Genomic DNA, 21,716 nt, shown 5'->3' with positions numbered 1-21,716 from the left:
CATTGAACCCTGTGGGAGCGGGCTTGCCCGCGATTGCTATTTCACATCCAACACACCTGGTGACTGGTCCGGCGCTATCGCGGGCAAGCCCGCTCCCACAGGGTTATTTGTTGCTTAGAGGGTTTCAATGACACAACACCTCGCTGAATTACTGATGTACATCGCCCCCGAGCCGATCCGCCAGGCCAACGAGCGTTGGCTGGCGCGGATTCTCGAACAGCTCGGCAGCACTCGCCTCGCTGCCGAAGGGCTGTCGCTGATGGACCTCTGGTTGTCCCCGCACCTGCTACTGACCCAGACTTGCGGTTATCCCTTGATGACGGCGTTACGCGGTCGCGTCCGGGTCATCGGTCGTCCTCGTTACGAACTCCCGGACAGCAACGGCGGTAACCATTGCAGCCTGTTATTGACGCGTGCCGATGATCCTCGATGGACCTTGTCGGCCTTGCGAGGCAGTCGCGGTGTGATCAACGGTGAAGACTCCAACAGTGGCATGAATCTGTTGCGTCACCGACTGGCGCCACTGCACCGCGACGGGCAGTTTTTTGCCACCGTCGCCATCAGCGGCAGCCACCGCGAAAGCTTGCGTTGGCTGCGTGATGACTTGGCAGACCTGGCCGCCATCGACAGCGTGACCTTCGCCTATCTGGCGCAGCATGCCCAGGCGGAGGTCACGGGCCTGCGCGTGTTGGCGCGCACGGCGTTCAGCCCGACGTTGCCCTACATCGCAGCCGCTGACACCACCGATGAGCAGGCTGAACAGCTTCGACGGGTGATGAACCAGACGTTGAAGGAGTTGCCCGAGGTCGCGGAAATCCTCGGCCTGCAAGAGGTGCTGCCGGCCACCGAAAGCGACTATCAAGTCATTCTCGATTATCAGCAGGAGGCCGAGGCGCTGGGGTACGGGCGGTTGCGATGAGGCTTGAGGCTTGTGCCGACAGTTCCATCAATCGCGGGCAAGCCACGCTCCCACAGGACTTCGGTGGACTTGTGGGAGCGTGGCTTGCCCGCGATAGCGATGTATCAGGCGCCGCTTATTTAAATTCATTTATGGAATATAAAAATTCGTTTTAAGTATTATTAATGAATAAGGCTCCTTGCTAGGATCGCGCCACCGGATCACCGGACATTCAGCGACCCCTAACCCATGGAGCCTCTATGTCCGGCGCCGACCTTTCCCATCGCAACGACGTGGGCGGATTGTTCCGCGCTCACTACGCCTGGCTGTGCGCACGGCTGCGCCGATACCTGGGGGCCAGTCCCAGTGTCGAAGACATCGCTGCCGAGACCTTCGTACAGTTGCTCGAATCACCAGGCTTGACACCCATTCGCGAACCTCGCGCCTTGCTTACCACCATTGCCCATCGGTTGATTTATCAGCTGTGGCGTCGTCGCGATCTGGAACGCCAGCACCTCGATCAGCTATCGCCGATTGACCCGTTCGGCGGGCCATCGCCTGAAGATCTGGCGCAGTTTTCCCAGGCCCTGACACACCTTGATCAAACCCTCGAGCGCCTGCCGGGCAAGGTCAGGGCAACGTTCCTGTTGTCGCGAATCGACGGCCTGACCTACCCCCAAATCGCCGCCGAACTGGGCGTTTCCCTGCGCTCGGTCAGCGTCTACATGACCCGCTCTCAGGCTCTGTGCACCCAGCACAGCGCCAACGAACCCTTGAACCGACCACCCCTGACCCAGAGGTCCGCATGAGATCGATCAAAACCCTGCTCGGTAGTTCGCTGCTGGCGCTGAGCCTTGTGGCTGGGCACGTTCCGGCTGCAGAAAAAACCACGCCCATCCACTTCGGTGACATCACCTGGGAAAGTGGCAGCCTGATCACCGAGATCCTGAGGTTGATCGTCGAGAAAGGTTACGGCTACCCGACCGACACTTTGCCGGGCAGTACCGTCAGCCTCGAAGCCGCGTTGGCCAAGAACGACATTCAAGTGATTGGCGAAGAGTGGGCGGGGCGCAGTCCGGCCTGGGTCAAGGCGGCATCGGAGGGCAAAGTGTTTGGTTTGGGCGACACGGTCAAAGGCGCCACCGAAGGTTGGTGGGTGCCGGAATATGTGATCAAGGGCGACCCGGAACGCGGCATTAAACCTTTGGCGCCGGAGCTGAAATCCGTCGCCGACCTAGCGCGCTACAAAGACGTGTTCCGTGACCCGGAAGACCCAAGCCGCGGACGTTTCCTCAACAGCCCGACCGGCTGGACGTCGGAGATCGTCAACAGCCAGAAACTCAAGGCCTATGACCTGACTGCCAGCTACGTCAACTTCCGCACCGGTTCCGGCGCGGCGCTGGATGCCGAGGTCGCTTCATCGATCCGTCGTGGCAAACCGGTGCTGTTTTACTACTGGTCGCCGACGCCACTGTTGGGCCGCTTCAAACTGGTGAAACTCGAAGAACCGCCGTTCGACGCGCAAGCCTGGAAAACTCTGGCCGATGCCAACAACCCGAACCCCAAGGGCACGCGATCGATGCCAGCCAGCCTGGCCATCGGTGTGTCGGCACCGTTCAAGGCGCAGTACCCGGACCTGGTGGCGTTCTTCGAAAAGGTCGATTTGCCAATTGATCTGCTGAACCAGACCCTCGGGCAGATGAGCGAAAAACGCCAGCAACCGCGTCAGGTGGCCGAAGCGTTTTTGCGCGATCAGCCGCAGGTGTGGAAGAGTTGGGTGCCGGGGGAGGTGGCCGCGAAGGTGAATTCGAGTTTGTAGTTCAGCGGTGTTTGATCGATAGCTATCGCGGGCAAGCCCGCTCCCACACTGGATCTTCGGTGTTCACAAATCCTGTGGGAGCGGGCTTGCCCGCGAAGCGATCTAAAGCCTTACGCCAACTCCACAGCCAACGCCGCTTTCACGGCTGGCCGCTGACCAATCCGTACTTGAAACCGCGCCAACGCCGGCCACTGATTCAAATCGATGCCAAACACCTGCGTCCAGCGCAACACGGTAAACAGATACGCATCAGCAATACTGAATCCGCTAGCCATCAAATAATCCTGCCCCTCCAGCGTCTGACTCAACACGACAAAACGCTTGAACAGCTTCTCTTTGATGAGCGCTTTCACACCTTCCGGAAACAGCGAGTTGAACAGCCAACCCAGCCCGCCATGAATCTCGGTCGAAATGAAATTCAGCCATTCCTGCAAACGCACCCGCTCGAACGTCCCGTTTTCCGCTGCCAGGTCGGCCTCGGGCCGCAAGTCCGCCAGGTACTGCAGGATCGCCGGGCCTTCGGTCAGCACATCACCGTTATCCAGCTGCAATGCCGCAACGTAGCCTTTGGGGTTGACGGCAATAAAGTCCTCGCCGCTGACGGTTTTCTTGGTGCTGTTGTCGACGCGGACCAACTCGAACGGCAAATCCAGTTCGCGCAGCACAATGTGCGGCGCCAATGAGCAGGCTTGCGGGGCGTAATACAACTTCATGGGCAGGGCTCTGGTTGCGGGTTTGCGCCAGTGTCATAGTGCGCGGCACCCTCGGTAAAATTAATCTTTCAGAACACTGCCATTAGGAAAGCTACTGCCATGATGAACTTGATGCATTGGCGAATGGTGGTGGCGGTGGCCGATACCGGCAACATAACCCGGGCGGCCGAGCGGGTCGGGATGACCCAGTCCGGTGCCAGTCAGGCGCTGGCACTGATCGAAGAAACCCTGGGCGTTCAGCTGTTCAGCCGGGAAAACCGCCAGACCTTGCCGACCGCCATCGGCTTGCCTGTGATCGAACAGGCGCGAACCATGCTCGGCGCCCTCGAGAACATTCGCAGTACCGTCGATGCCGCTAAGGACATCCAGCGCGGGACGATTCGCCTGGCCAGTTTTCCGTTGGTGCTGGCGACCTTTCTGCCGCCGCTGCTGCGCCAGTTCAATCGGCTGTATCCCGGCATTCAAGTGGTGGCACTGGAGGTCAGCGACGATGAAGTGGAAACATTGCTCAGTACCGGGCTGGTGGATGTCGGCGTGGTGTTGAACCCGGCGCCCGCGCGCAATGCCGGTCGTCTGGGGCGTGATGCCTGGGTGGCGGTTTTACCCGGTGGCCACCCCTTGGCGCGCCGCTCGAATGAGGAGGGCGTTTCATTGGCTGAACTGGCGGAGCAACCCTTTGTGCTGGCCACGGGCGGTTGTTCGACCAATGCCCGCAGCCTGGCAGCCGATGCCGGGCTGCAACTGCTGGATGTGCGAGCCGAGGTGCGAGAGTGGAGCAGTGCGTTCACTCTGGTGCGGGAAAACATCGGTGTGACTGTGGTGCCGGAAATGACCTTGCCGGCCAATCGCCAAGGCTTGCGAGTAGTGCCGGTGAGGCCGCGTATCGAGCGGGAGTTTGCCTTGGTGGTCGCGCCCGACAAAGAACCTTCGGCGGCGGTGCGGGCATTGTTGGGAATGCTCGCAGACTGTCCGTAGCGCAAATCCATGTAGGAGCGAGGCTTGCCCGCGAAGACGGTGTGTCAGTCGACATCATCATTACCTGACACGCTGCTTTCGCGGGCAAGCCTCGCTCCTGCATGGATTGCGCTGACTAAATCAAGGCACGCCGTTACAGGCGTGTTCCATGAACCCCGGCCGCAACGCCAGCCGCTGGCAATAGGCGTCGACGGCGGGGTAGTTCGGGCGTTCCATCGGGGTCATCCGCCAGCGGTTGACCGACAATCCGATGAGGATATCGGCCAGTGTGAACTGCGGTCCGGCGACATATGCACCGGTCGCTGCGAGTTGCTGTTCGAGAATGCCCATTTTCGCGTTCCAGCCGCGAACGCCATCGGCAATCCGCTGCGAGTCCTGGAAGTTCGGCAATTGCCGGACCAGCGCAAAAAATGCGTAGCCCCAGGATGGGTTGAGTTCGGTGGCTTGCCAGTCCATCCACTGCTCCACGCGAGCGCGGGCCGCCGGTTCGCTGGGCAACAGGTCAGTGTTCTGGTGTTTACCGGCCAGGTACCGGCAAATGGTATTGGACTCCCACAGCACGCCGGCTTCGTCGATGAGCACCGGCACCTGGGCGTTGGGGTTGAGCTGGAGAAATTCCGGGCTCTGGGTTGATGCGAAACCGCTGCCCCAGTCTTCGCGTTCGTAGGAAACGCCCAGTTCGTCGCAGGTCCACAGGACTTTTCTGACGTTGATTGACGAGGCCCTACCCAAAATCTTCAGCGCATATCCCATTGAGCTACTCCGTTTGCTGTTCCAGGTATCGGGAATCTAGCACGCGGAGCATGGGAATGGTCGTGCTTCAGGTGCTCTCGCGCACCTTCAATTCAAACCCCATATCCTGTACTGGTTTGGTCACTGAATTGCCGGCCAGCAAGGTCAGCATCAGCTCCGCGGAGCGACGGCCAATGGCTTCTCGTGGAGTGCTGATGCTGCTCAGGCGCGGCACCATGTGCTCAGATGCCGGCAGGTCGTTGAAGCCGAGGATCGCCACGCGCTCGGGAATCTTGATTCCATTGCGCAACGCTTCGAGCAACGCGCCCTGGGCCAGGTCGTCGTTGCCGAAGAAGATCGCATCGACGTCCGGATGGGCCGCGAGCAGTTGCAGAAACAATTCACCGCCCAGACCTACTGACGAGGCTCGTGGTGTCAGCACTTCCAGGTCCGGATCGTACAAGCCGGCCTTTTGCAGCGCGCGGCGGAAACCTTCGCCGCGCAGCAGCGTGCGCTGGTCCAGTTGAGCGCCGATGTAGGCCAGGCGTTTGCGACCGCGGGAAAGCAAATGCCCGGCCGCCGTTTCGCCGGCCGCGACTTGCGAAAAGCCGACGCAATTGAGCCCGGCCGCGCTGTCCAGTTCCATCATGTAGACGCAGGGAATGTTGCTGGCCTCGATCATTCGCCGCGAACTTTCGGTGCGGTCGAAACCGGTCAGTAACAGGCCGCGAGGCTGATAAGCCATGTAATTGCGCAGCAGGTTTTCTTCTTCATCACGCGAGTAATGGAAGTTGCCGATCAGCACTTCGAAGCCCTTTGGTCGCAAAACCTGATGAATGGCTTCCAGCGTGTCGATGAACAGCAGGTTGGACAATGACGGCACCAAAACCACGACGGAATGGCTCTGGGCCGAGGCCAGGGCGCGGGCGGCGGGGTTGACCACGTAGTTCAGGTCGAGGGCGGCCTTCTGGACTTTTTCCACCAGTTCGGTGGCCACCGTGCTGACGCCGCGCAGGGCGCGGGACGCGGTAATCGGGCTGACACCGGCCAGGCGCGCGACTTCGTTGAGGGTAGGGCGGCCAGTGGTGCGAGTATTTTTATCGTTTTTAGGGGTAATCATCGGACGGCTTGCCAAACAAAATTCAAGGCACTAAGGTAGCGCTGTCTCGATGCAGCTGCAAATGCGTGAACGAGGTTTGCCTGATCCTCGCTTTTTTGGCATCGAGAACGAACATGCTGCAACCCACAAAAATGACAAGAAGGCGTCGGCAACTTCTGCTTTTGCACTAGAGTCTTACGTAGCAAAGGTAGCGCTGTCTGCGCGCTGAGGTGTTACATGAATCATCCCATCACCGCCCTGGTCATCATGGGCGTTGCCGGTTGCGGCAAGACGTGCGTCAGCCAGTCCCTGTGCCAGCTTAGCGGCGCGACCGCCATTGAAGGCGACACTTTCCACCCTGCCGCCAATATCGAAAAGATGAGCGCGGGTATCCCCTTGAACGATGAAGACCGTGCCGGCTGGCTCGACAGCCTGTGCGATGAACTGCGCCGCGTCGATGCCAAGGGCGAGCGCCCGGTGCTGACTTGCTCGGCCCTCAAACACAGTTACCGCGAACGCTTGCGCAGTGCCTTGCCGGGCCTGGGCTTCGTTTTCCTTGAGCTGACCCCCGAAGTCGCCGCCGATCGTGTGTCTCATCGGCCGGGCCACTTCATGCCGTCGACCTTGATCGACAGCCAGTTCGCCACACTTGAATCGCCCGTTGGTGAGCCCCTGACCCTGGCTCTGGATGCGTCCAGCCACAGCGTCGATGAGTTGGCGAAGCAGGCTCATGCCTGGTGGCTCGATCATGGCTTGAAACTCGCCAGTTGAGTTTTGCTCCAAGAGATAGCGCTGTCCTGACGGCCTCTGAATAACCGCTTTAATAACAACAACAACCAGGAGACACCCCTAATGTTTGGCATGTCCCACGAGACGTTTCTGCTGCTCGATGCAGTGGTCACGGTGATCGGGCTTATCGTCCTGATCACCAAGTTCAAGTTGCACCCATTCCTCGCACTGATCATCGCCGCCGCCTTCCTCGGGCTGACGTCCGGCATGCCGATCGGCACCATCATCAAGGCGTTCCAGGACGGCTTCGGTGGTGTGCTTGGTTTCGTCGGCATCATCCTGGCGCTGGGCACCATGCTCGGCAAAATGATGGCCGAGTCGGGCGGGGCGGATCAGATTGCCCAGACCCTGATTCGTGCGTTCGGCAAGGACAAGGTGCAGTGGGCCATGATGTTCGCGGCCTTCCTGGTCGGCATCCCGCTGTTCTTCGAAATCGGCTTCGTGCTGCTGATTCCGCTGGTGTTCATCGTGGCCCGTCGCACTGGCGTGTCGATCATCAAGATCGGTATCCCGCTGCTGGCTGGTCTGTCCGCGGTACACGGCCTGGTGCCGCCGCACCCGGGTCCGCTGCTGGCCATCGGCGTGTTCGGTGCCGACATCGGTAAAACCATTCTTTACGGTCTGATCGTTGCGTTGCCGACCGCTATTATTGCCGGTCCGATCTACGGCACGTTCATTGCCAAGCACATTCCCGGTCATCCGAACCAGGAGCTGGTGGATCAACTGGCGCGCGAAACGGATTCGGCTGAACTGCCGAGCTTCGGCATCACTCTGGTGACCGTGCTGTTGCCGGTGTTCCTGATGCTGCTCAAGACATTTGCCGACGTGGTGCTGCCCGATGGCAACATCTTCCGCGCTTTCATGGACCTGATCGGTCACCCGATTTCGGCGTTGCTGCTGGCATTGCTGCTGTCGCTGTATACCTTCGGCTACAAGCAGGGCATCGGTTCCAGCCAAATGATGAAATGGCTCGATGCAAGCCTTGCACCGACCGCCGCGATCATTCTGATCATCGGTGCCGGTGGTGGCTTCAAACAGATGCTGGTAACCAGCGGTGTGGGCGATGTGATCGGCCACATGGCGGTGAACGCACAGATTTCGCCGATCCTGCTGGCCTGGCTGGTGGCGGCGGTGATCCGTATCGCGACCGGTTCGGCGACCGTGGCGACCATTACTGGCGCGGGCATCGTGGTGCCGGTGGTGGGGATGATTCCGGGTGTGAACCGTGAGCTGCTGGTGCTGGCCACCGGTGCCGGTTCGTTGATCCTGTCCCACGTCAACGACGCAGGTTTCTGGCTGGTGAAGCAGTACTTCAACATGACCGTTGCGGAAACCTTCAAGACCTGGACCGCGATGGAAACCATCCTGTCCGTGGTGGGCCTGGGCTTCATCCTGCTGTTGTCGTTGTTCGTTTAAAAGCTTCGCGGGCAAGCCTCGCTCCTACAGGAATGGTATGAACCTGTAGGAGCGAGGCTTGCCCGCGAAGGCGATTTAACTGGCGCTGGTTTTCTGAACCAATCCATCCGCCCGGAACATCCCGCGAATCCCGCGCACGGCCTGACGAATCCGGTCCTGGTTTTCGATCAGCGCGAAGCGCACATGATCATCCCCATACTCGCCAAATCCCACACCCGGCGAGACACAGACCTTGGCCTCGGCCAGCAGTTTCTTGGCGAATTCCAGCGAGCCCATGTGTGCGTAAGCCTCGGGAATCTTGGCCCAGACATACATCGATGCTTTCGGGTTTTCGACCATCCAGCCCAGTTCATGCAGGCCTTTGACCAGCACGTTGCGCCGCTGCCGATACTGATCGGCAATGTCTTTGACGCACTGCTGATCGCCTTCCAGCGCCGCGATGGCCGCGACTTGCAGCGGGGTGAACGTGCCGTAATCGTGATAGCTCTTGATCCGCGCCAGGGCGTTGACCAGCTCCGGGTTGCCGACCATGAAACCGATGCGCCAGCCGGCCATGTTGTAGCTCTTGGACAGGGTGAAAAACTCCACCGCGATGTCCTTGGCGCCGGGCACCTGCATGATCGACGGGGCTTTCCAGCCGTCGTAGACGATGTCGGCGTAGGCCAGGTCGTGCACCACCAAAACGTCGTACTGTTTGGCGAGGGCGATCACTCGCTCGAAGAAGTCCAGCTCCACGCACTGGGCGGTGGGGTTGGACGGGAAGCCGAGGATCATCATCTTCGGTTTCGGGATCGAGCCGCGAATCGCCCGTTCCAGCTCGGCGAAGAAATCCACGCCAGGAATCAGCGGCACCGACCGCACCTGGGCACCGGCAATCACGGCACCGTAGATGTGGATCGGGTAGCTCGGGTTCGGCACCAGCACGGTGTCGCCCTGATCGAGGGTGGCCAGCATCAAATGCGCCAGACCCTCCTTGGAACCGATGGTGACGATGGCTTCGGTTTCCGGGTCAATATCGACCGCGTAGCGATCCTTGTACCAGTTGGAGATCGCCCGGCGCAGGCGCGGAATCCCTTTGGACGTGGAGTAACCGTGGGTGTCTTCACGCTGGGCAACGGTGACGAGTTTTTCGACGATGTGCGGTGGCGTGGCGCCGTCGGGGTTGCCCATGCTCAAGTCGATGATGTCTTCGCCACGACGACGGGCGGCCATCTTCAGCTCGGCAGTGATGTTGAAAACGTAAGGGGGGAGTCGATCTATGCGCGCAAAGCGGCGCGGCGAACCTTGTTCGGCCATTGTTGCCTCGGATAACGTAAGCGCCCGGAACCGTCCGAGCGACGCTGGCCACTGCGGTGGCCTGTGGCGGAATGTAAGGGCAGTCGTGGCAAACTGTCTAGCCTGCGCATCAATAAATTTTCCCCAAGGATATGGTCGATGGAATTTACCAGTGGCTTCTTGTTGAGCCTTTCGCTGTGCCTGGACATCGGTGTGGCCAATATCGCGATGATCACGCTGGCGATGCAGCGCGGCTATTTTCAAGGCTTTGCCCTGGGGCTGGGGACGTGTGTCGGCGACTTGATTTACGCGGTGCTGGCATTGGCCGGCATGACCGTATTGCTGCAGTACGAGACCGTGCGCTGGGTGTTGTGGATCGGCGGCTCGGCGTTGTTGGTGTATTTTGCGGCGAAGATGATCTATTCGGCCATTCACCATGAAGCGCTGTTGGCGCAAACCCCGGAGGTGGGGCACAACTCGCACCGTCGCGAGTTTTTCCGCGGGATTTTTCTCGCCATGTCATCGCCCAGTGCCATTCTCTGGTTCGCCGCGGTGGGCGGCACGCTGATCGCCCGTTCCGGCGGTGGTGGCGCGCTCAGTTCGGCGCTGTTTCTCGGCGGTTTCTTGTGCGCCGGGGTGCTCTGGTGTGTTGGTCTGTGCTTCGCTGCGAGCCACGGCGGCAAATTGCTCGGTGACAAATTGCTGCGTTATTCCTACATGGCATCGGCAGCGATCTTCTGTTATTTCGCGGTCTACGTGATCCTGTCGGGTTATAACGAGTTCATCGGTCCAGGCGCCATCGAACAGTTGCACGCACTGTAATTTGGCGAATCGGGTTTGGCTTCTATACTCCCAGCCGAACCCACCTTTTGTACCAGGAGTTGAGTCATGGATGAGCAAACAGGCGTCGAAACGGCCGAACCACGCTTCGAAAACGGGCACTTCATGCTCATAGCGGGGCTGGGCGGACGATTTACCCAAGAGACGGCCCCGAAGCAGATTCCCAAACTGTGGGAAAAATTCGTCCCGCACCTCGGCAATGTGCCCGGCCAACAGGGCGAAGCGACCTATGGTGTTTGCTGTAATCCCGACGGCAAGGGCGGTTTCGAATACATCGCCGGCGTCGAGATCAGCAAGCTCGACGACCTGCCCGAGAAATACCGCTGGATCGAGATTCAGCCCCAGTATTACGCGGTGTTCGAACACAAGGGCCCTCTGGATACGCTGCCGCAAACCTTTCAGTACATCTGGAAAACCTGGCTACCGCAGTCCGGTCGCGAGGCAGCGGATGCCCCGGATTTCGAACGCTACAGCGACGATTTCAACCCGAAGCTCAATACCGGCGTGCTGGAAATCTGGCTGCCGCTAAAAGTGTAATGAGCGGGTCAAGCGGCGGATCGTCGGTCCGCTGCTCTGATCGATATCAACACCTTATTGATTTATGATCCCCAACCTTCCCCACGCCGATTCCGAGCTGCCATGAACACCGTCATCCGCCACGTCAGCCCCGCTGACCTGGACCGTTGCTATGCCATCGAAACCGTTGCCTACGAAGGCGATGAAGCCGCTACCCGCGAGAAAATCGCCACCCGTATTGCCACTTGGCCCGAGGGCTTCATCGTCGCTGAAGTGGATGGCGTTGTAGCCGGTTTCATCAATTCCGGTGCGGCATTTCAGGTAGAAATGTCGGACGAGGCGTTCAAGGAACTGATCGGCCACGACCCGGCCGGCCCGCACGTGGTGATCATGTCGGTGGTGGTACATCCCGACTACCAAGGGCAGGGCCTGGCGAAACGTTTGATGGGTGAATTTATCCAGCGCATGCGTGCACTGAACAAGGCCAGCATCCACCTGATGTGCAAAGAGCGGCATATTGCGCTCTATGCCGGGTTTGGCTTTGCCTACATCAAGCCTTCGGCGTCCGACCATGGCGGCATGGCGTGGCATGAGATGGTGTTGACGCTGTAACCCGCGGCCGGCCCAGATCCAGTGTGGGCCGGTGTTGATTCACAAGCCTCAATCGATCCCGACAAACCCGCCGGTCTGGTGCTGCCACAACCGCGCATACAAGCCGCCATGGGCCAGCAGTTCGGCGTGGCTGCCGGTTTCGGCGATCTTGCCGTTTTCCAGCACCACCAAGCGGTCCATCCGCGCGATGGTCGAGAGGCGGTGGGCGATGGCGATCACGGTCTTGCCTTGCATCAGGGTTTCGAGGCTTTCCTGAATCGCCGCTTCGACCTCCGAGTCCAGTGCCGAGGTGGCTTCGTCCATGATCAGGATCGGCGCGTCCTTGAGCAGGACCCGGGCGATGGCAATCCGCTGACGCTGGCCACCGGAGAGTTTCACGCCGCGTTCACCGACGTGAGCATCGAAACCGGTGCGGCCTTCGGAGTCCGACAGCAACGGAATGAATTCGTCGGCCCGGGCCTTGTGCACCGCTTCCCAGAGTTCGGCGTCGGTGGCATCGGGTTTGCCGTACAACAAATTATCGCGGATCGAGCGGTGCAGCAGCGAAGTGTCCTGGGTGATCATGCCGATGCGTTCACGCAGGCTTTCCTGGCCGACTTCGGCGATGTTCTGGCCGTCGATGAGAATCCGCCCGCCCTGCACGTCGTAGAGACGCAGCAGCAGATTGACCAGCGTCGATTTGCCAGCACCGGACGGGCCGATCAGACCGATTTTCTCACCGGGTTTGATGGTCAGGTTGAGGTCGCCGATAACCCCGCTTTTCTTGCCGTAGTGGAAATCGACGTGATCGAAACGCACCTCGCCACGCGCCACATTCAAAGGCTTGGCCTGCTCGCGGTCGGTGACGCTGACCGGCTGGGAAATGCTCTGTAAACCGTCCTGAACCATGCCGATGTTTTCGAAAATGCCAGTGACCACCCACATGATCCAGCCAGACATGTTGACGATGCGGATCACCAGGCCAGTGGCGAGGGCGATGGCGCCCACCGTGATCAGCGATTGCGTCCACAGCCACAGCGCGAGGCCGGTGGTGCTGACGATCAGCAGGCCGTTCATGCTGGTGATGGCCACGTCCATGCTGGTCACCACACGGCCGGCCAGTTGGGCTTTTTCGGTTTGTTCCTTGATCGCTTCGCGGGCGTATTGCTGCTCGAAATTGGTGTGGGCGAACAGCTTCAGGGTGGTGATGTTGGTGTAGCCATCGACGATCCGCCCCATGAGCTTGGAGCGCGCATCGGACGACACCACCGAGCGTTCCTTGACCCGTGGCACGAAGTAGTAGAGGGCGCCGATGAAGGCGGCGATCCAGGTCAGCAGCGGGATCATCAGGCGCCAGTCGGCTTCGGCGAACAGCACCAGCGAACTGATCGCGTAGATCAGCACGTGCCATAGCGCGTCCACCGCTTGCACAGCCGAATCGCGCAACGAGTTGCCGGTCTGCATGATGCGTTGGGCGATGCGCCCGGCAAAGTCGTTCTGGAAGAAATTGAGGCTCTGTTTGAGCACATAACTGTGGTTCTGCCAGCGGATCAGGCTGGTCAGGCTGGGGCTCAAAGTCTGGTGCACCAGCAGGTCATGCAGGCCAACGAACATCGGGCGCAGGACCAGCGCAACCACCGCCATCCAGGCCAGTTCGATGCCGTGTTCCTTGAAAAAATCGACGTTGGGCGTGCCTTGGGCGAGGTCGATGATGCGGCTCAGGTAGCTGAACAGCGCCACTTCGATCAGCGCACCGAACAGGCCGACGATCAGCAGGACGGCGAAACTCGGCCAGACCTGTTTCAGGTAATAGGTATAGAAGGGGAGAACCCGATCCGGCGGAGCCGCCGTCGGTGCATCGCGGAAAATGTCGATCAGTTTTTCAAAACGACGATAAAGCATCGGTTCTCCGCCCGCGCACGGGCTCTCCTTTAAACGATATGAGCGGCGCCGGCAGAACCGGCGGCCGCTCAATACTCCCTGTCCAGCTTACTCTCAGTCGATGCGCTTGGCCGACTTGATGAAGACAGGGTCGGCCGGCACGTCTTTCATGCCGCTTTTGGTGGTGGTCTGGGAGTTGACGATGACATCGACGACGTCCATCCCTTTAACGACTTTACCGAACACGGCATAGCCGTCGCCTTGGTCCAGGAAGTCGTTGTCTTTGACATTGATGAAGAACTGGCTGGTGGCCGAATCCGGCACAGAGGTGCGGGCCATGGACAGGGTGCCACGCACGTTATGCAGGCCGTTTTTGGATTCGTTCTTGATTGGCGCCTTGGTTTCTTTTTGCTGCATCTGTTGAGTGAAACCGCCGCCCTGGACCATAAAGCCAGGAATCACACGGTGAAAAATCGTGTTGTTGTAGAAGCCGCTGTCGACGTACTCAAGGAAGTTCTTGGTACTGATCGGCGCCTTGACCGGGTCCAGTTCGATTTCGATCTGGCCGTTAGTGGTTTCCAGCAGCACGTGCGGCGCCTTGGCGGGCGTGGCGGCCATCAGGTTGGCGGCAAACAGAACGGAGCCGGCGACGAGGGCGATTTTTTTCAGCATGGGTCAGTGATCCTGAGTGGTGGTGTCGACTGCGGTGAGAAACTCGAGCAGCGTTTGGTTGAAGCGTTCGGGTTGATCCAGCGGGGTGGCGTGGCGCGAATCGGCGATCACCACCAGCCGCGCATCGGGCAGCAGTTTTACATAGGTTTCCTTCAGCGCGACCGGGGTGTAGTCACGGTCGGCGCTGACGATGAGGGTTGGACAGGAGACCTTGGAAAGTCGTTCCTGAACCCCCCAGCCAACGATCGCATCGAAGCTGGCGAGATAAGCATGTTTGTCGTTTTTTGCCCAGCGCGCCGCTATTTTTTGTCGTAGCGAAGCTTGTTCGGGCTTGGGAAACAGTTTGGCGCCCAGAGCCTTGCCGATAGTACCCATGCTCAGCGCGCGCATCAGGCTCCAACGCTTGAACCATTGCCAGTAATCGTTGCGGCTGCGCCGTTTGACCTCGGGTGCGCTGTTGACGATGCACAGGCTCTTGAGCAGTTGCGGCTGGTCCACCGCCAGTTGAAAAGCGATCATGCCACCCATCGAAAGCCCGACAAGATGCGTAGGGCCAAGATTCAAGTGTTCCATCAACGCAATCAGGTCGGCGCTGAACCCGGCGATGCTGTAGCGCTCGCGGGGCTTATCGGAGCGCCCGTGGCCGCGCACATCCGCCACGATCACCCGATGGTGAGCCGAGAGCGCCGGGATCTGCATTTCCCAGTCCAGGGTGCTGGAGCCTAGCCCGTGGACCAGTAGCAACGGCGTGCCGTGGCCATATTCCTCATAGTGCAGGTTGCAACCTTCATGTTCGAAATAGGCCATGGGTACACTCCGTGTCAGGCTTGCTCTGGGGCTGCGAAGGGCGCGTCCAGCGGCGCGGTATCGAAGGTGCGCAGCAGTTCGATGAGAATCTGCGTGGCCGGGCCCAAGGGTTTGTCCTTGTTCGAATACAGAAAGAAGCTCGGGTTGCGGCTGCCGCCCTGGTCCAACGGTAGCAGCTTGAGCGTGCCTTCCTTCAATTCGCGCTCGATCATGTGCCGGGGCAGCCAGGCGAAGCCCAGGCCGCTGCTGACGAAAGTCGCGGCGGTGGCCAGGCTGCCGACGGTCCAGCGCTGTTCGGCGCCGAGCCAGCCGACGTCTCGCGGTTGTTGACGGCCGGAGTCGCGGATCACCACTTGCATCTGGCTTTCCAGATCCTGGAAGTTCAGTTCGCGGTTCAGGCGATGCAAGGGATGCTCGGGGTGGGCGACCGCGATAAATTCGACGTCGCTCAATTCTGCGCCCAGATACCCGGGAATACTGAAACCTGTGATGGCCAGGTCGGCCACGCCTTCGAGCAGCACTTCCTCGACACCCGACAACACTTCTTCGCGCAGACGCACCCGGCAGCCACGGCTTTGTGGCATGAACGCGGTCAGTGCACGAACGAGGCGGGCGCTGGGGTAGGCGGCGTCGACCACCAGCCGCACTTCCGCTTCCCAGCCTTGTTCCATGTGATGGGCCAGGTCTTCCAGTTGGCTGGCCTGTTTCACCAGTTGCCGGGAACGGCGCAGCAGTACGCCGCCGGCCTCGGTGAGCACCGCTTTGCGGCCGTCGATGCGCAATAGCGGCACACCGAGCTGGTCCTGCATGCGCGCTACGGTGTAGCTGACCGACGATTGCGAGCGGTGCAGCACTTCGGCGGCCTGGGCGAAACCGCCGTGATCGACCACGGCTTGCAATGTTCGCCATTGATCAAGGGTCACGCGGGGCGCTTTCATGTTGAGCTCCTCTTGTCCTAAGCTGGCAGTCCTTATTGGAGACTGCCGAATGAAAAAACTTTGTTGTGTGATGGCGGGTTGTGCGGTGTGGGCGATGTTGCCGCTGACTGCGTTTGCCTATCCGATCGACGTTCAAAAGCAATTGAACGGCTTGAGCATCGATTACAACTCGTACGACACGGATAACGACATCGCCTCCATTCAAGTGAACAACTACGGCAGCACTGATGCGATCTGCAGGGTGGTTTTCAACAATGGCCCGGAGTCGCCGCGCACCCGCACAATCGAAGTGCCCGCCGGTAAACATAAAAACGCCACTGCCAAGTTCACCCGGACCATCATCAAGATGCGTATCAACCTGACCTGCACCCCGAAATGACATCGAGCGGAGCAGCCCAGCTGGGACATGCTCCGCTTATAAACGAATTTATCGATGCTTTATAGCAGTTATTTGCGCTTTTTCATCGATATGACTCTGTTTAACCTTCACTCCATCGACCTACAGCATTCTCAGATGGAGGCTACATCCCATGTCCCGCGTTCTGATCATCGAAAGCAGCGCCCGTCAGCAAGACTCGGTTTCCCGCCAACTGACCCAGACCTTCATCAGCCAATGGAAAGCCGCACATCCGGCCGACCAGATCACCGTCCGTGACCTGGCCACCACCCCGGTGCCGCATTTGGACATCAACTTGCTGGGCGGCTGGATGAAACCTGCCGAACAACGCAACGACATCGAGCAGGCCTCGCTGGAACGCTCCAACCTGCTGACCGATGAACTGCTGGCCGCCGACGTACTGGTAATGGCAGCGCCGATGTACAACTTCGCCATTCCGAGCACTTTGAAAGCCTGGCTCGACCACGTGCTGCGTGCCGGCGTGACGTTCAAGTACACCGAAACCGGCCCACAGGGCTTGCTCAACGGCAAGCGTGCTTATGTGCTGACCGCTCGCGGCGGGATCTATGCCGGCAGCACCGCGGATCACCAGGAACCCTACCTGCGTCAGGTCATGGGCTTCATCGGCATCCACGACGTGACGTTCATTCACGCCGAAGGCATGAACCTGGGCGGTGACTTCCAGGAGAAAGGCTTGAACCAGGCCAACGCGAAGCTTTCCCAGGTCGCCTGACACGTTAATCGCCAGATAATCGCTGGATGATCTAGTGACCTGGGGTAACCCTTCAAGCTGCACGCGCATCGAACCTCCCTTTGCACTTGTTGCTCCTGAGTGCTCTAGCCCGATTGAACGCATTGCGAGATCGGGCTTTTTTTTGCCTGCGATTTAGTGAGCGCAACATAAACCTGTGGGAGCGGGCTTGCCCGCGATGACGGTGTGTCAGGCAGCATTGAAGTCGACTGATACACTGCCATCGCGGGCAAGCCCGCTCCCACAGGGTGTTGTGTATTACCTGACTGTTCGCGATGACGGGCAAAACCCGCTATCGTCGCCGCCATTCGAAATGAGGCGACCATGGGCTATCTACTTTTTGTCACGCTGATCCAGGCGTTTTCCTTCAGCTTGATCGGCGAATACCTGGCCGGTCATGTCGACAGTTACTTCGCGGTGCTGGTGCGGGTGCTGCTGGCGGGGCTGGTGTTCATTCCGCTGACGCGCTGGCGCTCGGTGGAACCGGCCTTCATGCGCGGCATGTTGCTGATCGGCGCGTTGCAGTTCGGCGTGACTTACGTTTGTTTGTATTTGAGCTTTCGAGTGCTGACGGTGCCGGAAGTGTTGCTGTTCACCATCCTCACACCGCTGCACGTGACCCTGATCGAAGACGCGCTGAACCGCCGCTTCAATCCGTGGGCCTTGATTGCTGCACTGGTGGCGGTGGCGGGCGCGGCGGTGATTCGTTATGACCGGATCAACCCGGATTTCTTCATGGGTTTCCTGCTTCTGCAATTGGCCAACTTCACCTACGCCGCCGGGCAGGTGCTCTACAAGCATCTGGTGGCCCGCCATCCGAGTGATCTGCCGCATTACCGACGTTTCGGCTACTTCTATCTGGGCGCGTTGGCGGTGGCATTGCCGGCGTTTCTGCTGTTCGGCAAACAGAACTTCCTGCCCGAAGCACCGCTGCAATGGGGCGTGCTGCTGTTCCTCGGCCTCGTCTCGACCGCGCTGGGTTTGTACTGGTGGAACAAGGGCGCGTGCCTGGTGAACGGCGGGACGTTGGCGGTGATGAACAACCTGCATGTGCCGGTGGGGTTGCTGATCAACTTGTTGATCTGGAATCAGCATGAAGAGCTGGGGCGGTTGTTGTTTGGCGGGATGGTGATTCTGATGGCGGTGTGGATTAGTCGGTTGGGTGTACGCCAATCAGTAACAGCACGCTGAACCTGTGGGAGCGGGCTTGCCCGCGATAGCGGAGTGTCAGGTACCAAATTCGTTGACTGATACTCCCTCATCGCGGGCAAGCCCGCTCCCACAGGGTTTTGTGGTGCTACATCAGGTGTTTCTCGGGCTCGGGAATGTGGCTCGCGCCCAACACCGCCGGGAGCAACCCCGACCGCAAATCCCCGCCGCTCGGCTGCTGATAAAGGCTCAAGCCAAACTCCGGTAATACCGCCAGCAGGTAATCGAAAATATCCCCCTGAATCCGCTCGTAATCGGCCCACACGGTGGTGCGGGTGAAGCAGTAGATTTCCAACGGAATGCCCTGGGCGGTAGTTTGCATCTGGCGAACCATGCAGGTCATGTTCGGCTGGATTTCCGTGTGACTCTTCAGGTAGGCCAGCGCATAGGCGCGAAAGGTGCCGATGTTGGTCATCCGTCGACGGTTGGCCGACATCGCTGCGACGTTGCCCTGGGCTTCGTTCCAGGCCTTGAGCTCGGCTTTCTTGCGGCCCATGTAATCGGTCAGCAGATGTACTTGGGCCAACTTCAGTTCTTCGTCATCGCGAATAAACCGCACACCGCTGGCGTCGATGAACAAGCTGCGCTTGATCCGGCGCCCACCGGACTGCTGCATGCCGCGCCAGTTCTTGAACGACTCGGACATCAGGCGCCAGGTCGGGATCGACACAATCGTCTTGTCGAAATTCTGCACCTTGACCGTGTGCAAGGTGATGTCCACCACGTCACCGTCGGCACCGACTTGCGGCATCTCGATCCAGTCGCCGACCCGCAGCATGTCGTTGCTGGTCAGTTGCACGCTGGCGACGAACGACAGCAGGGTGTCTTTGTAGACCAACAGAATCACCGCCGACATGGCGCCCAGACCCGACAGCAGCAATAGCGGCGAACGGTCGATCAACGTGGCGACGATGATGATCGCGCCAAACACGAACAACACCATTTTCGCCAGTTGCACATAACCTTTGATTGAGCGGGTGCGGGCGTGTTCGGTGCGGGCATAAATGTCCAGCAGGGCATTGAGCAATGCGCTGACGGCCAGTACCAGGAACAGAATGGTGAACGCCAGCGCCACATTGCCGAGGAAGTTAAGGGCGGTTTTGCTCAGCTCCGGTACCAGGTGCAGGCCGAACTGGATCACCAGCGAGGGCGTCATCTGCGCCAGGCGATGAAACACTTTGTTGTGGCGAAAATCGGTGATCCAGTGCAACGAGGGCTGGCGACCGAGCATTTTGGTCGCATGAAGAATGAGATAACGCGCCACTCGTCCGAGCACCAGCGCCACCACCAGCAGCAACATCAGCGCGAGCGTGGAATGCAGGAGCGGGTGCTGATCGAGGGCACCCCAGAGGTCTTGGGCGTTGAGCCAGAGCTGTTTGATATCCATGGGCGAAAACGGTTCTTCTGTAGGACGCGACGGGGCGATTAGAGCATTTAAGACGTTCCGGATGACGTTTTGAGACAAAACAGGCAACAAAAAAACCACTGTTTGCAGCCGTTTGTATAAAGAAACTCGGCCTTCGCGCTCGAAACCGTTACCCTATGCAGCTGTTTTTTTGTATTTCTTCGAGGTAGCACCCGTGTTTTCCCAATTCGCCCTGCACGAACGCCTGCTCAAAGCCGTGGCCGAGCTTAAATTTGTCGAGCCAACGCCTGTGCAAGCAGCGGCCATTCCGCTGGCGCTCCAGGGGCGTGACCTGCGGGTGACAGCGCAAACCGGTAGCGGCAAAACCGCTGCATTCGTTTTGCCGATCCTCAACCGCTTGATCGGCCCGGCCAAAGTCCGCGTCAGCATCAAGACCCTGATCCTGCTGCCGACCCGCGAGCTGGCCCAGCAGACCATCAAGGAAGTCGAGCGCTTCGCTCAGTTCACGTTCATCAAGTCCGGCCTGATCACCGGCGGTGAAGACTTCAAGGTCCAGGCCGCCATGCTGCGCAAGGTGCCGGACATCCTGATCGGCACGCCGGGCCGGATGATCGAGCAACTGAACGCCGGCAACCTCGACCTCAAAGAAGTCGAAGTGCTGGTGCTCGACGAAGCCGACCGCATGCTCGACATGGGCTTTGCCGAAGACGTGCAGCGTCTGGTGGAAGAGTGCACCAACCGTCAGCAGACCATGCTGTTCTCCGCCACCACCGGCGGTTCGGGCCTGCGCGAGATGGTCGCCAAGGTCCTGAACAACCCTGAACACTTGCAGCTGAACAACGTCAGCGATCTGAACGCCACCACTCGTCAACAGATCATCACCGCCGACCACAATCAGCACAAAGAACAGATCGTGAACTGGCTGCTGGCTAACGAGACCTATCAGAAGGCCATCGTGTTCACCAACACCCGGGCCATGGCCGACCGTATTTACGGCCGTCTGGTGGCGCAGGAATACAAAGCGTTCGTGCTGCACGGTGACAAAGACCAGAAAGACCGCAAACTGGCCATCGACCGTCTGAAACAGGGCGGCGTGAAGATCCTCGTGGCCACCGACGTCGCCGCCCGTGGCCTGGACGTGGAAGGCCTGGACCTGGTGATCAACTTCGACATGCCGCGCAGCGGCGACGAATACGTTCACCGCATCGGTCGCACCGGTCGCGCCGGCAACGATGGCCTGGCCATCTCGCTGATCTGCCATGGCGACTGGAACCTGATGTCGAGCATCGAGCGCTACCTCAAGCAGAGCTTCGAGCGCCGCACCATCAAGGAAGTCAAAGGCACCTACGGCGGACCGAAAAAGGTCAAGGCCTCGGGCAAAGCCGTTGGCGTGAAGAAGAAAAAGGTCGACGCCAAAGGCGACAAGAAGAAAACCGGCGCCAAGGCCCCGACCAAGCGCAAGATCGCCAACCGCCCGAAGACCGACGCCCTGTCGCTGGTCAGCAAGGACGGCATGGCGCCGCTCAAGCGCCGCAAGCCGGAAGCGCCGGCTGCTGAGTAAGGCGCCGTAGCGATCCAATAAAAAACCCGGACAGTGTCCGGGTTTTTTTTGCGTCAAAAGATCGCAGCCTTCGGCAGCTCCTACACGGGATCGGCGTTCGTCCCGTAGGAGCTGCCGAAGGCTGCGATCCTTTGATCTTGCCCGTTAACTTTTGGCTTTCTTCTCCGCCGATTCCAGCTCCTTGAGACGCTGATCGATCAGCTGGCACTTGTCGGGCAAATCCGCGCTGGCCGTGTCCAGATCCATCTTCTGCAACTCGTCGTTGATCTCCTTGGCCTTGGCCGGGTTCTGCTCAGTGATCTTGGCGACCTCCCTGGCCAGTTGTTCGCGCTTGGCGGTGGCTTCGTCGGGCGGGCAGGCCCAAACGGGGAGGGCGCAGGCGAGGGTGGCTGCGAGGGTGAGTTTCAACAGGATGTTTTTCATGAGCGGGCCTCATTTATCAATGTCACGGCGTTATTGAGTGGAGGGTTT

23 protein-coding genes are annotated in these 21,716 nt (G+C 59.6%); 13 read left to right on the top strand and 10 right to left on the bottom strand.

Annotated elements, in window-relative coordinates; translation table 11 throughout:
- Positions 1-127: 127 nt before the first annotated feature.
- From AB7M22_RS19710 to AB7M22_RS19700, 3 genes are all read left to right on the top strand, one after another.
- Entirely contained in the window at positions 128-919 is a 792-nt protein-coding gene (locus tag AB7M22_RS19710) for a phosphate/phosphite/phosphonate ABC transporter substrate-binding protein (protein ID WP_454187530.1), read from the top strand.
- A 239-nt stretch (positions 920-1,158) separates the two neighbouring features.
- Positions 1,159-1,707, top strand: coding sequence for a sigma-70 family RNA polymerase sigma factor (locus tag AB7M22_RS19705; RefSeq protein ID WP_454187529.1), 549 nt, complete (start codon positions 1,159-1,161; stop codon positions 1,705-1,707).
- Positions 1,704-2,717, top strand: coding sequence for an ABC transporter substrate-binding protein (locus tag AB7M22_RS19700; protein ID WP_454187528.1), 1,014 nt, complete (start codon positions 1,704-1,706; stop codon positions 2,715-2,717). The genes AB7M22_RS19705 and AB7M22_RS19700 overlap by 4 nt, the downstream gene beginning before the upstream one ends.
- A 110-nt stretch (positions 2,718-2,827) precedes the next feature.
- On the opposite strand, the gene gstA is transcribed toward AB7M22_RS19700, so the two are convergent.
- Positions 2,828-3,430 (bottom strand): glutathione transferase GstA, encoded by a 603-nt coding sequence (gene gstA / locus AB7M22_RS19695; protein ID WP_454187527.1) that lies wholly within the window; start codon positions 3,428-3,430, stop codon positions 2,828-2,830.
- 99 nt (positions 3,431-3,529) lie between these two features.
- Between gstA and AB7M22_RS19690 the strand changes: the two genes are divergently transcribed.
- The gene (locus AB7M22_RS19690; RefSeq protein ID WP_454187526.1) at positions 3,530-4,405 is read left to right on the top strand and encodes a LysR family transcriptional regulator; all 876 of its coding nucleotides are present in this window, start codon (positions 3,530-3,532) and stop codon (positions 4,403-4,405) included.
- Positions 4,406-4,525: 120 nt separating this feature from the next.
- Here AB7M22_RS19690 and AB7M22_RS19685 read toward each other — a convergent pair whose 3' ends face one another.
- Positions 4,526-5,158 carry a glutathione S-transferase family protein gene (locus AB7M22_RS19685; RefSeq protein ID WP_454187525.1) on the bottom strand — a complete coding sequence of 211 codons (633 nt, stop codon included), beginning with the start codon at positions 5,156-5,158 and terminating at the stop codon, positions 4,526-4,528.
- A 67-nt stretch (positions 5,159-5,225) separates the two neighbouring features.
- The gene (gntR, locus tag AB7M22_RS19680) at positions 5,226-6,257 is read right to left on the bottom strand and encodes an HTH-type transcriptional regulator GntR (protein ID WP_454187524.1); all 1,032 of its coding nucleotides are present in this window, start codon (positions 6,255-6,257) and stop codon (positions 5,226-5,228) included.
- Positions 6,258-6,473: 216 nt separating this feature from the next.
- Here gntR and AB7M22_RS19675 point away from each other — a divergent pair, with 216 nt between their 5' ends.
- Positions 6,474-7,007 carry a gluconokinase gene (locus AB7M22_RS19675; protein WP_007902444.1) on the top strand — a complete coding sequence of 178 codons (534 nt, stop codon included), beginning with the start codon at positions 6,474-6,476 and terminating at the stop codon, positions 7,005-7,007.
- 81 nt (positions 7,008-7,088) lie between these two features.
- The gene (locus AB7M22_RS19670; protein ID WP_160389755.1) at positions 7,089-8,441 is read left to right on the top strand and encodes a GntP family permease; all 1,353 of its coding nucleotides are present in this window, start codon (positions 7,089-7,091) and stop codon (positions 8,439-8,441) included.
- A gap of 75 nt (positions 8,442-8,516) precedes the next feature.
- Here the strand turns inward: AB7M22_RS19670 and alaC are convergent, their stop codons facing one another.
- Positions 8,517-9,737, bottom strand: coding sequence for an alanine transaminase (alaC, locus tag AB7M22_RS19665; RefSeq protein WP_454187523.1), 1,221 nt, complete (start codon positions 9,735-9,737; stop codon positions 8,517-8,519).
- 138 nt (positions 9,738-9,875) lie between these two features.
- On the opposite strand from alaC, the gene AB7M22_RS19660 reads away from it, so the two are divergent.
- The 3 genes from AB7M22_RS19660 (at position 9,876) to AB7M22_RS19650 (ending at position 11,684) form a co-directional block, all read left to right on the top strand.
- Positions 9,876-10,538, top strand: coding sequence for a LysE family translocator (locus AB7M22_RS19660; protein WP_123719239.1), 663 nt, complete (start codon positions 9,876-9,878; stop codon positions 10,536-10,538).
- Between the two features lie 66 nt (positions 10,539-10,604).
- A complete protein-coding gene (locus AB7M22_RS19655; protein ID WP_454187522.1) occupies positions 10,605-11,093 on the top strand; it encodes a GyrI-like domain-containing protein in 489 nt (162 codons plus the stop codon).
- 102 nt (positions 11,094-11,195) lie between these two features.
- Positions 11,196-11,684, top strand: coding sequence for a GNAT family N-acetyltransferase (locus tag AB7M22_RS19650; RefSeq protein ID WP_454187521.1), 489 nt, complete (start codon positions 11,196-11,198; stop codon positions 11,682-11,684).
- Positions 11,685-11,732: 48 nt separating this feature from the next.
- Here AB7M22_RS19650 and AB7M22_RS19645 read toward each other — a convergent pair whose 3' ends face one another.
- The 4 genes from AB7M22_RS19645 to AB7M22_RS19630 all read right to left on the bottom strand — a co-directional run bounded on the left by AB7M22_RS19645 (position 11,733) and on the right by AB7M22_RS19630 (position 15,961).
- On the bottom strand, positions 11,733-13,565 hold the full coding sequence (locus tag AB7M22_RS19645; RefSeq protein WP_454187520.1) for an ABC transporter ATP-binding protein: 1,833 nt from the start codon (positions 13,563-13,565) through the stop codon (positions 11,733-11,735).
- A gap of 93 nt (positions 13,566-13,658) precedes the next feature.
- The gene (locus AB7M22_RS19640) at positions 13,659-14,216 is read right to left on the bottom strand and encodes a peptidylprolyl isomerase A (protein WP_007902463.1); all 558 of its coding nucleotides are present in this window, start codon (positions 14,214-14,216) and stop codon (positions 13,659-13,661) included.
- 3 nt (positions 14,217-14,219) lie between these two features.
- Complete coding sequence (locus AB7M22_RS19635) at positions 14,220-15,023, bottom strand: alpha/beta fold hydrolase (RefSeq protein ID WP_007902466.1); 804 nt, start codon at positions 15,021-15,023, stop codon at positions 14,220-14,222.
- 14 nt (positions 15,024-15,037) lie between these two features.
- Positions 15,038-15,961, bottom strand: a complete 924-nt coding sequence (locus tag AB7M22_RS19630; RefSeq protein WP_454187519.1) for a LysR family transcriptional regulator — start codon at positions 15,959-15,961, stop codon at positions 15,038-15,040.
- A gap of 49 nt (positions 15,962-16,010) precedes the next feature.
- Between AB7M22_RS19630 and AB7M22_RS19625 the strand changes: the two genes are divergently transcribed.
- The 3 genes from AB7M22_RS19625 (at position 16,011) to AB7M22_RS19615 (ending at position 18,300) form a co-directional block, all read left to right on the top strand.
- Complete coding sequence (locus tag AB7M22_RS19625) at positions 16,011-16,340, top strand: 3-phosphoglycerate kinase (protein ID WP_454187518.1); 330 nt, start codon at positions 16,011-16,013, stop codon at positions 16,338-16,340.
- A 151-nt stretch (positions 16,341-16,491) separates the two neighbouring features.
- Complete coding sequence (locus AB7M22_RS19620; protein ID WP_007902473.1) at positions 16,492-17,091, top strand: FMN-dependent NADH-azoreductase; 600 nt, start codon at positions 16,492-16,494, stop codon at positions 17,089-17,091.
- A 342-nt stretch (positions 17,092-17,433) separates the two neighbouring features.
- Positions 17,434-18,300: a carboxylate/amino acid/amine transporter gene (locus tag AB7M22_RS19615; protein ID WP_454187517.1), complete on the top strand. Its 867-nt coding sequence runs from the start codon at positions 17,434-17,436 to the stop codon at positions 18,298-18,300.
- 106 nt (positions 18,301-18,406) lie between these two features.
- Here the strand turns inward: AB7M22_RS19615 and AB7M22_RS19610 are convergent, their stop codons facing one another.
- Positions 18,407-19,705, bottom strand: a complete 1,299-nt coding sequence (locus AB7M22_RS19610) for a mechanosensitive ion channel family protein (protein WP_454187516.1) — start codon at positions 19,703-19,705, stop codon at positions 18,407-18,409.
- A gap of 193 nt (positions 19,706-19,898) precedes the next feature.
- Between AB7M22_RS19610 and AB7M22_RS19605 the strand changes: the two genes are divergently transcribed.
- Positions 19,899-21,245, top strand: a complete 1,347-nt coding sequence (locus AB7M22_RS19605; protein ID WP_008013572.1) for a DEAD/DEAH box helicase — start codon at positions 19,899-19,901, stop codon at positions 21,243-21,245.
- A 144-nt stretch (positions 21,246-21,389) separates the two neighbouring features.
- On the opposite strand, the gene AB7M22_RS19600 is transcribed toward AB7M22_RS19605, so the two are convergent.
- Positions 21,390-21,668, bottom strand: a complete 279-nt coding sequence (locus tag AB7M22_RS19600) for a hypothetical protein (protein WP_454187515.1) — start codon at positions 21,666-21,668, stop codon at positions 21,390-21,392.
- Positions 21,669-21,716 lie beyond the last annotated feature (48 nt).

It is taken from the genome of Pseudomonas sp. ADAK2 TE3594, from assembly GCF_053628675.1.
This window is presented reverse-complemented; position numbering and strand designations above follow the sequence as displayed.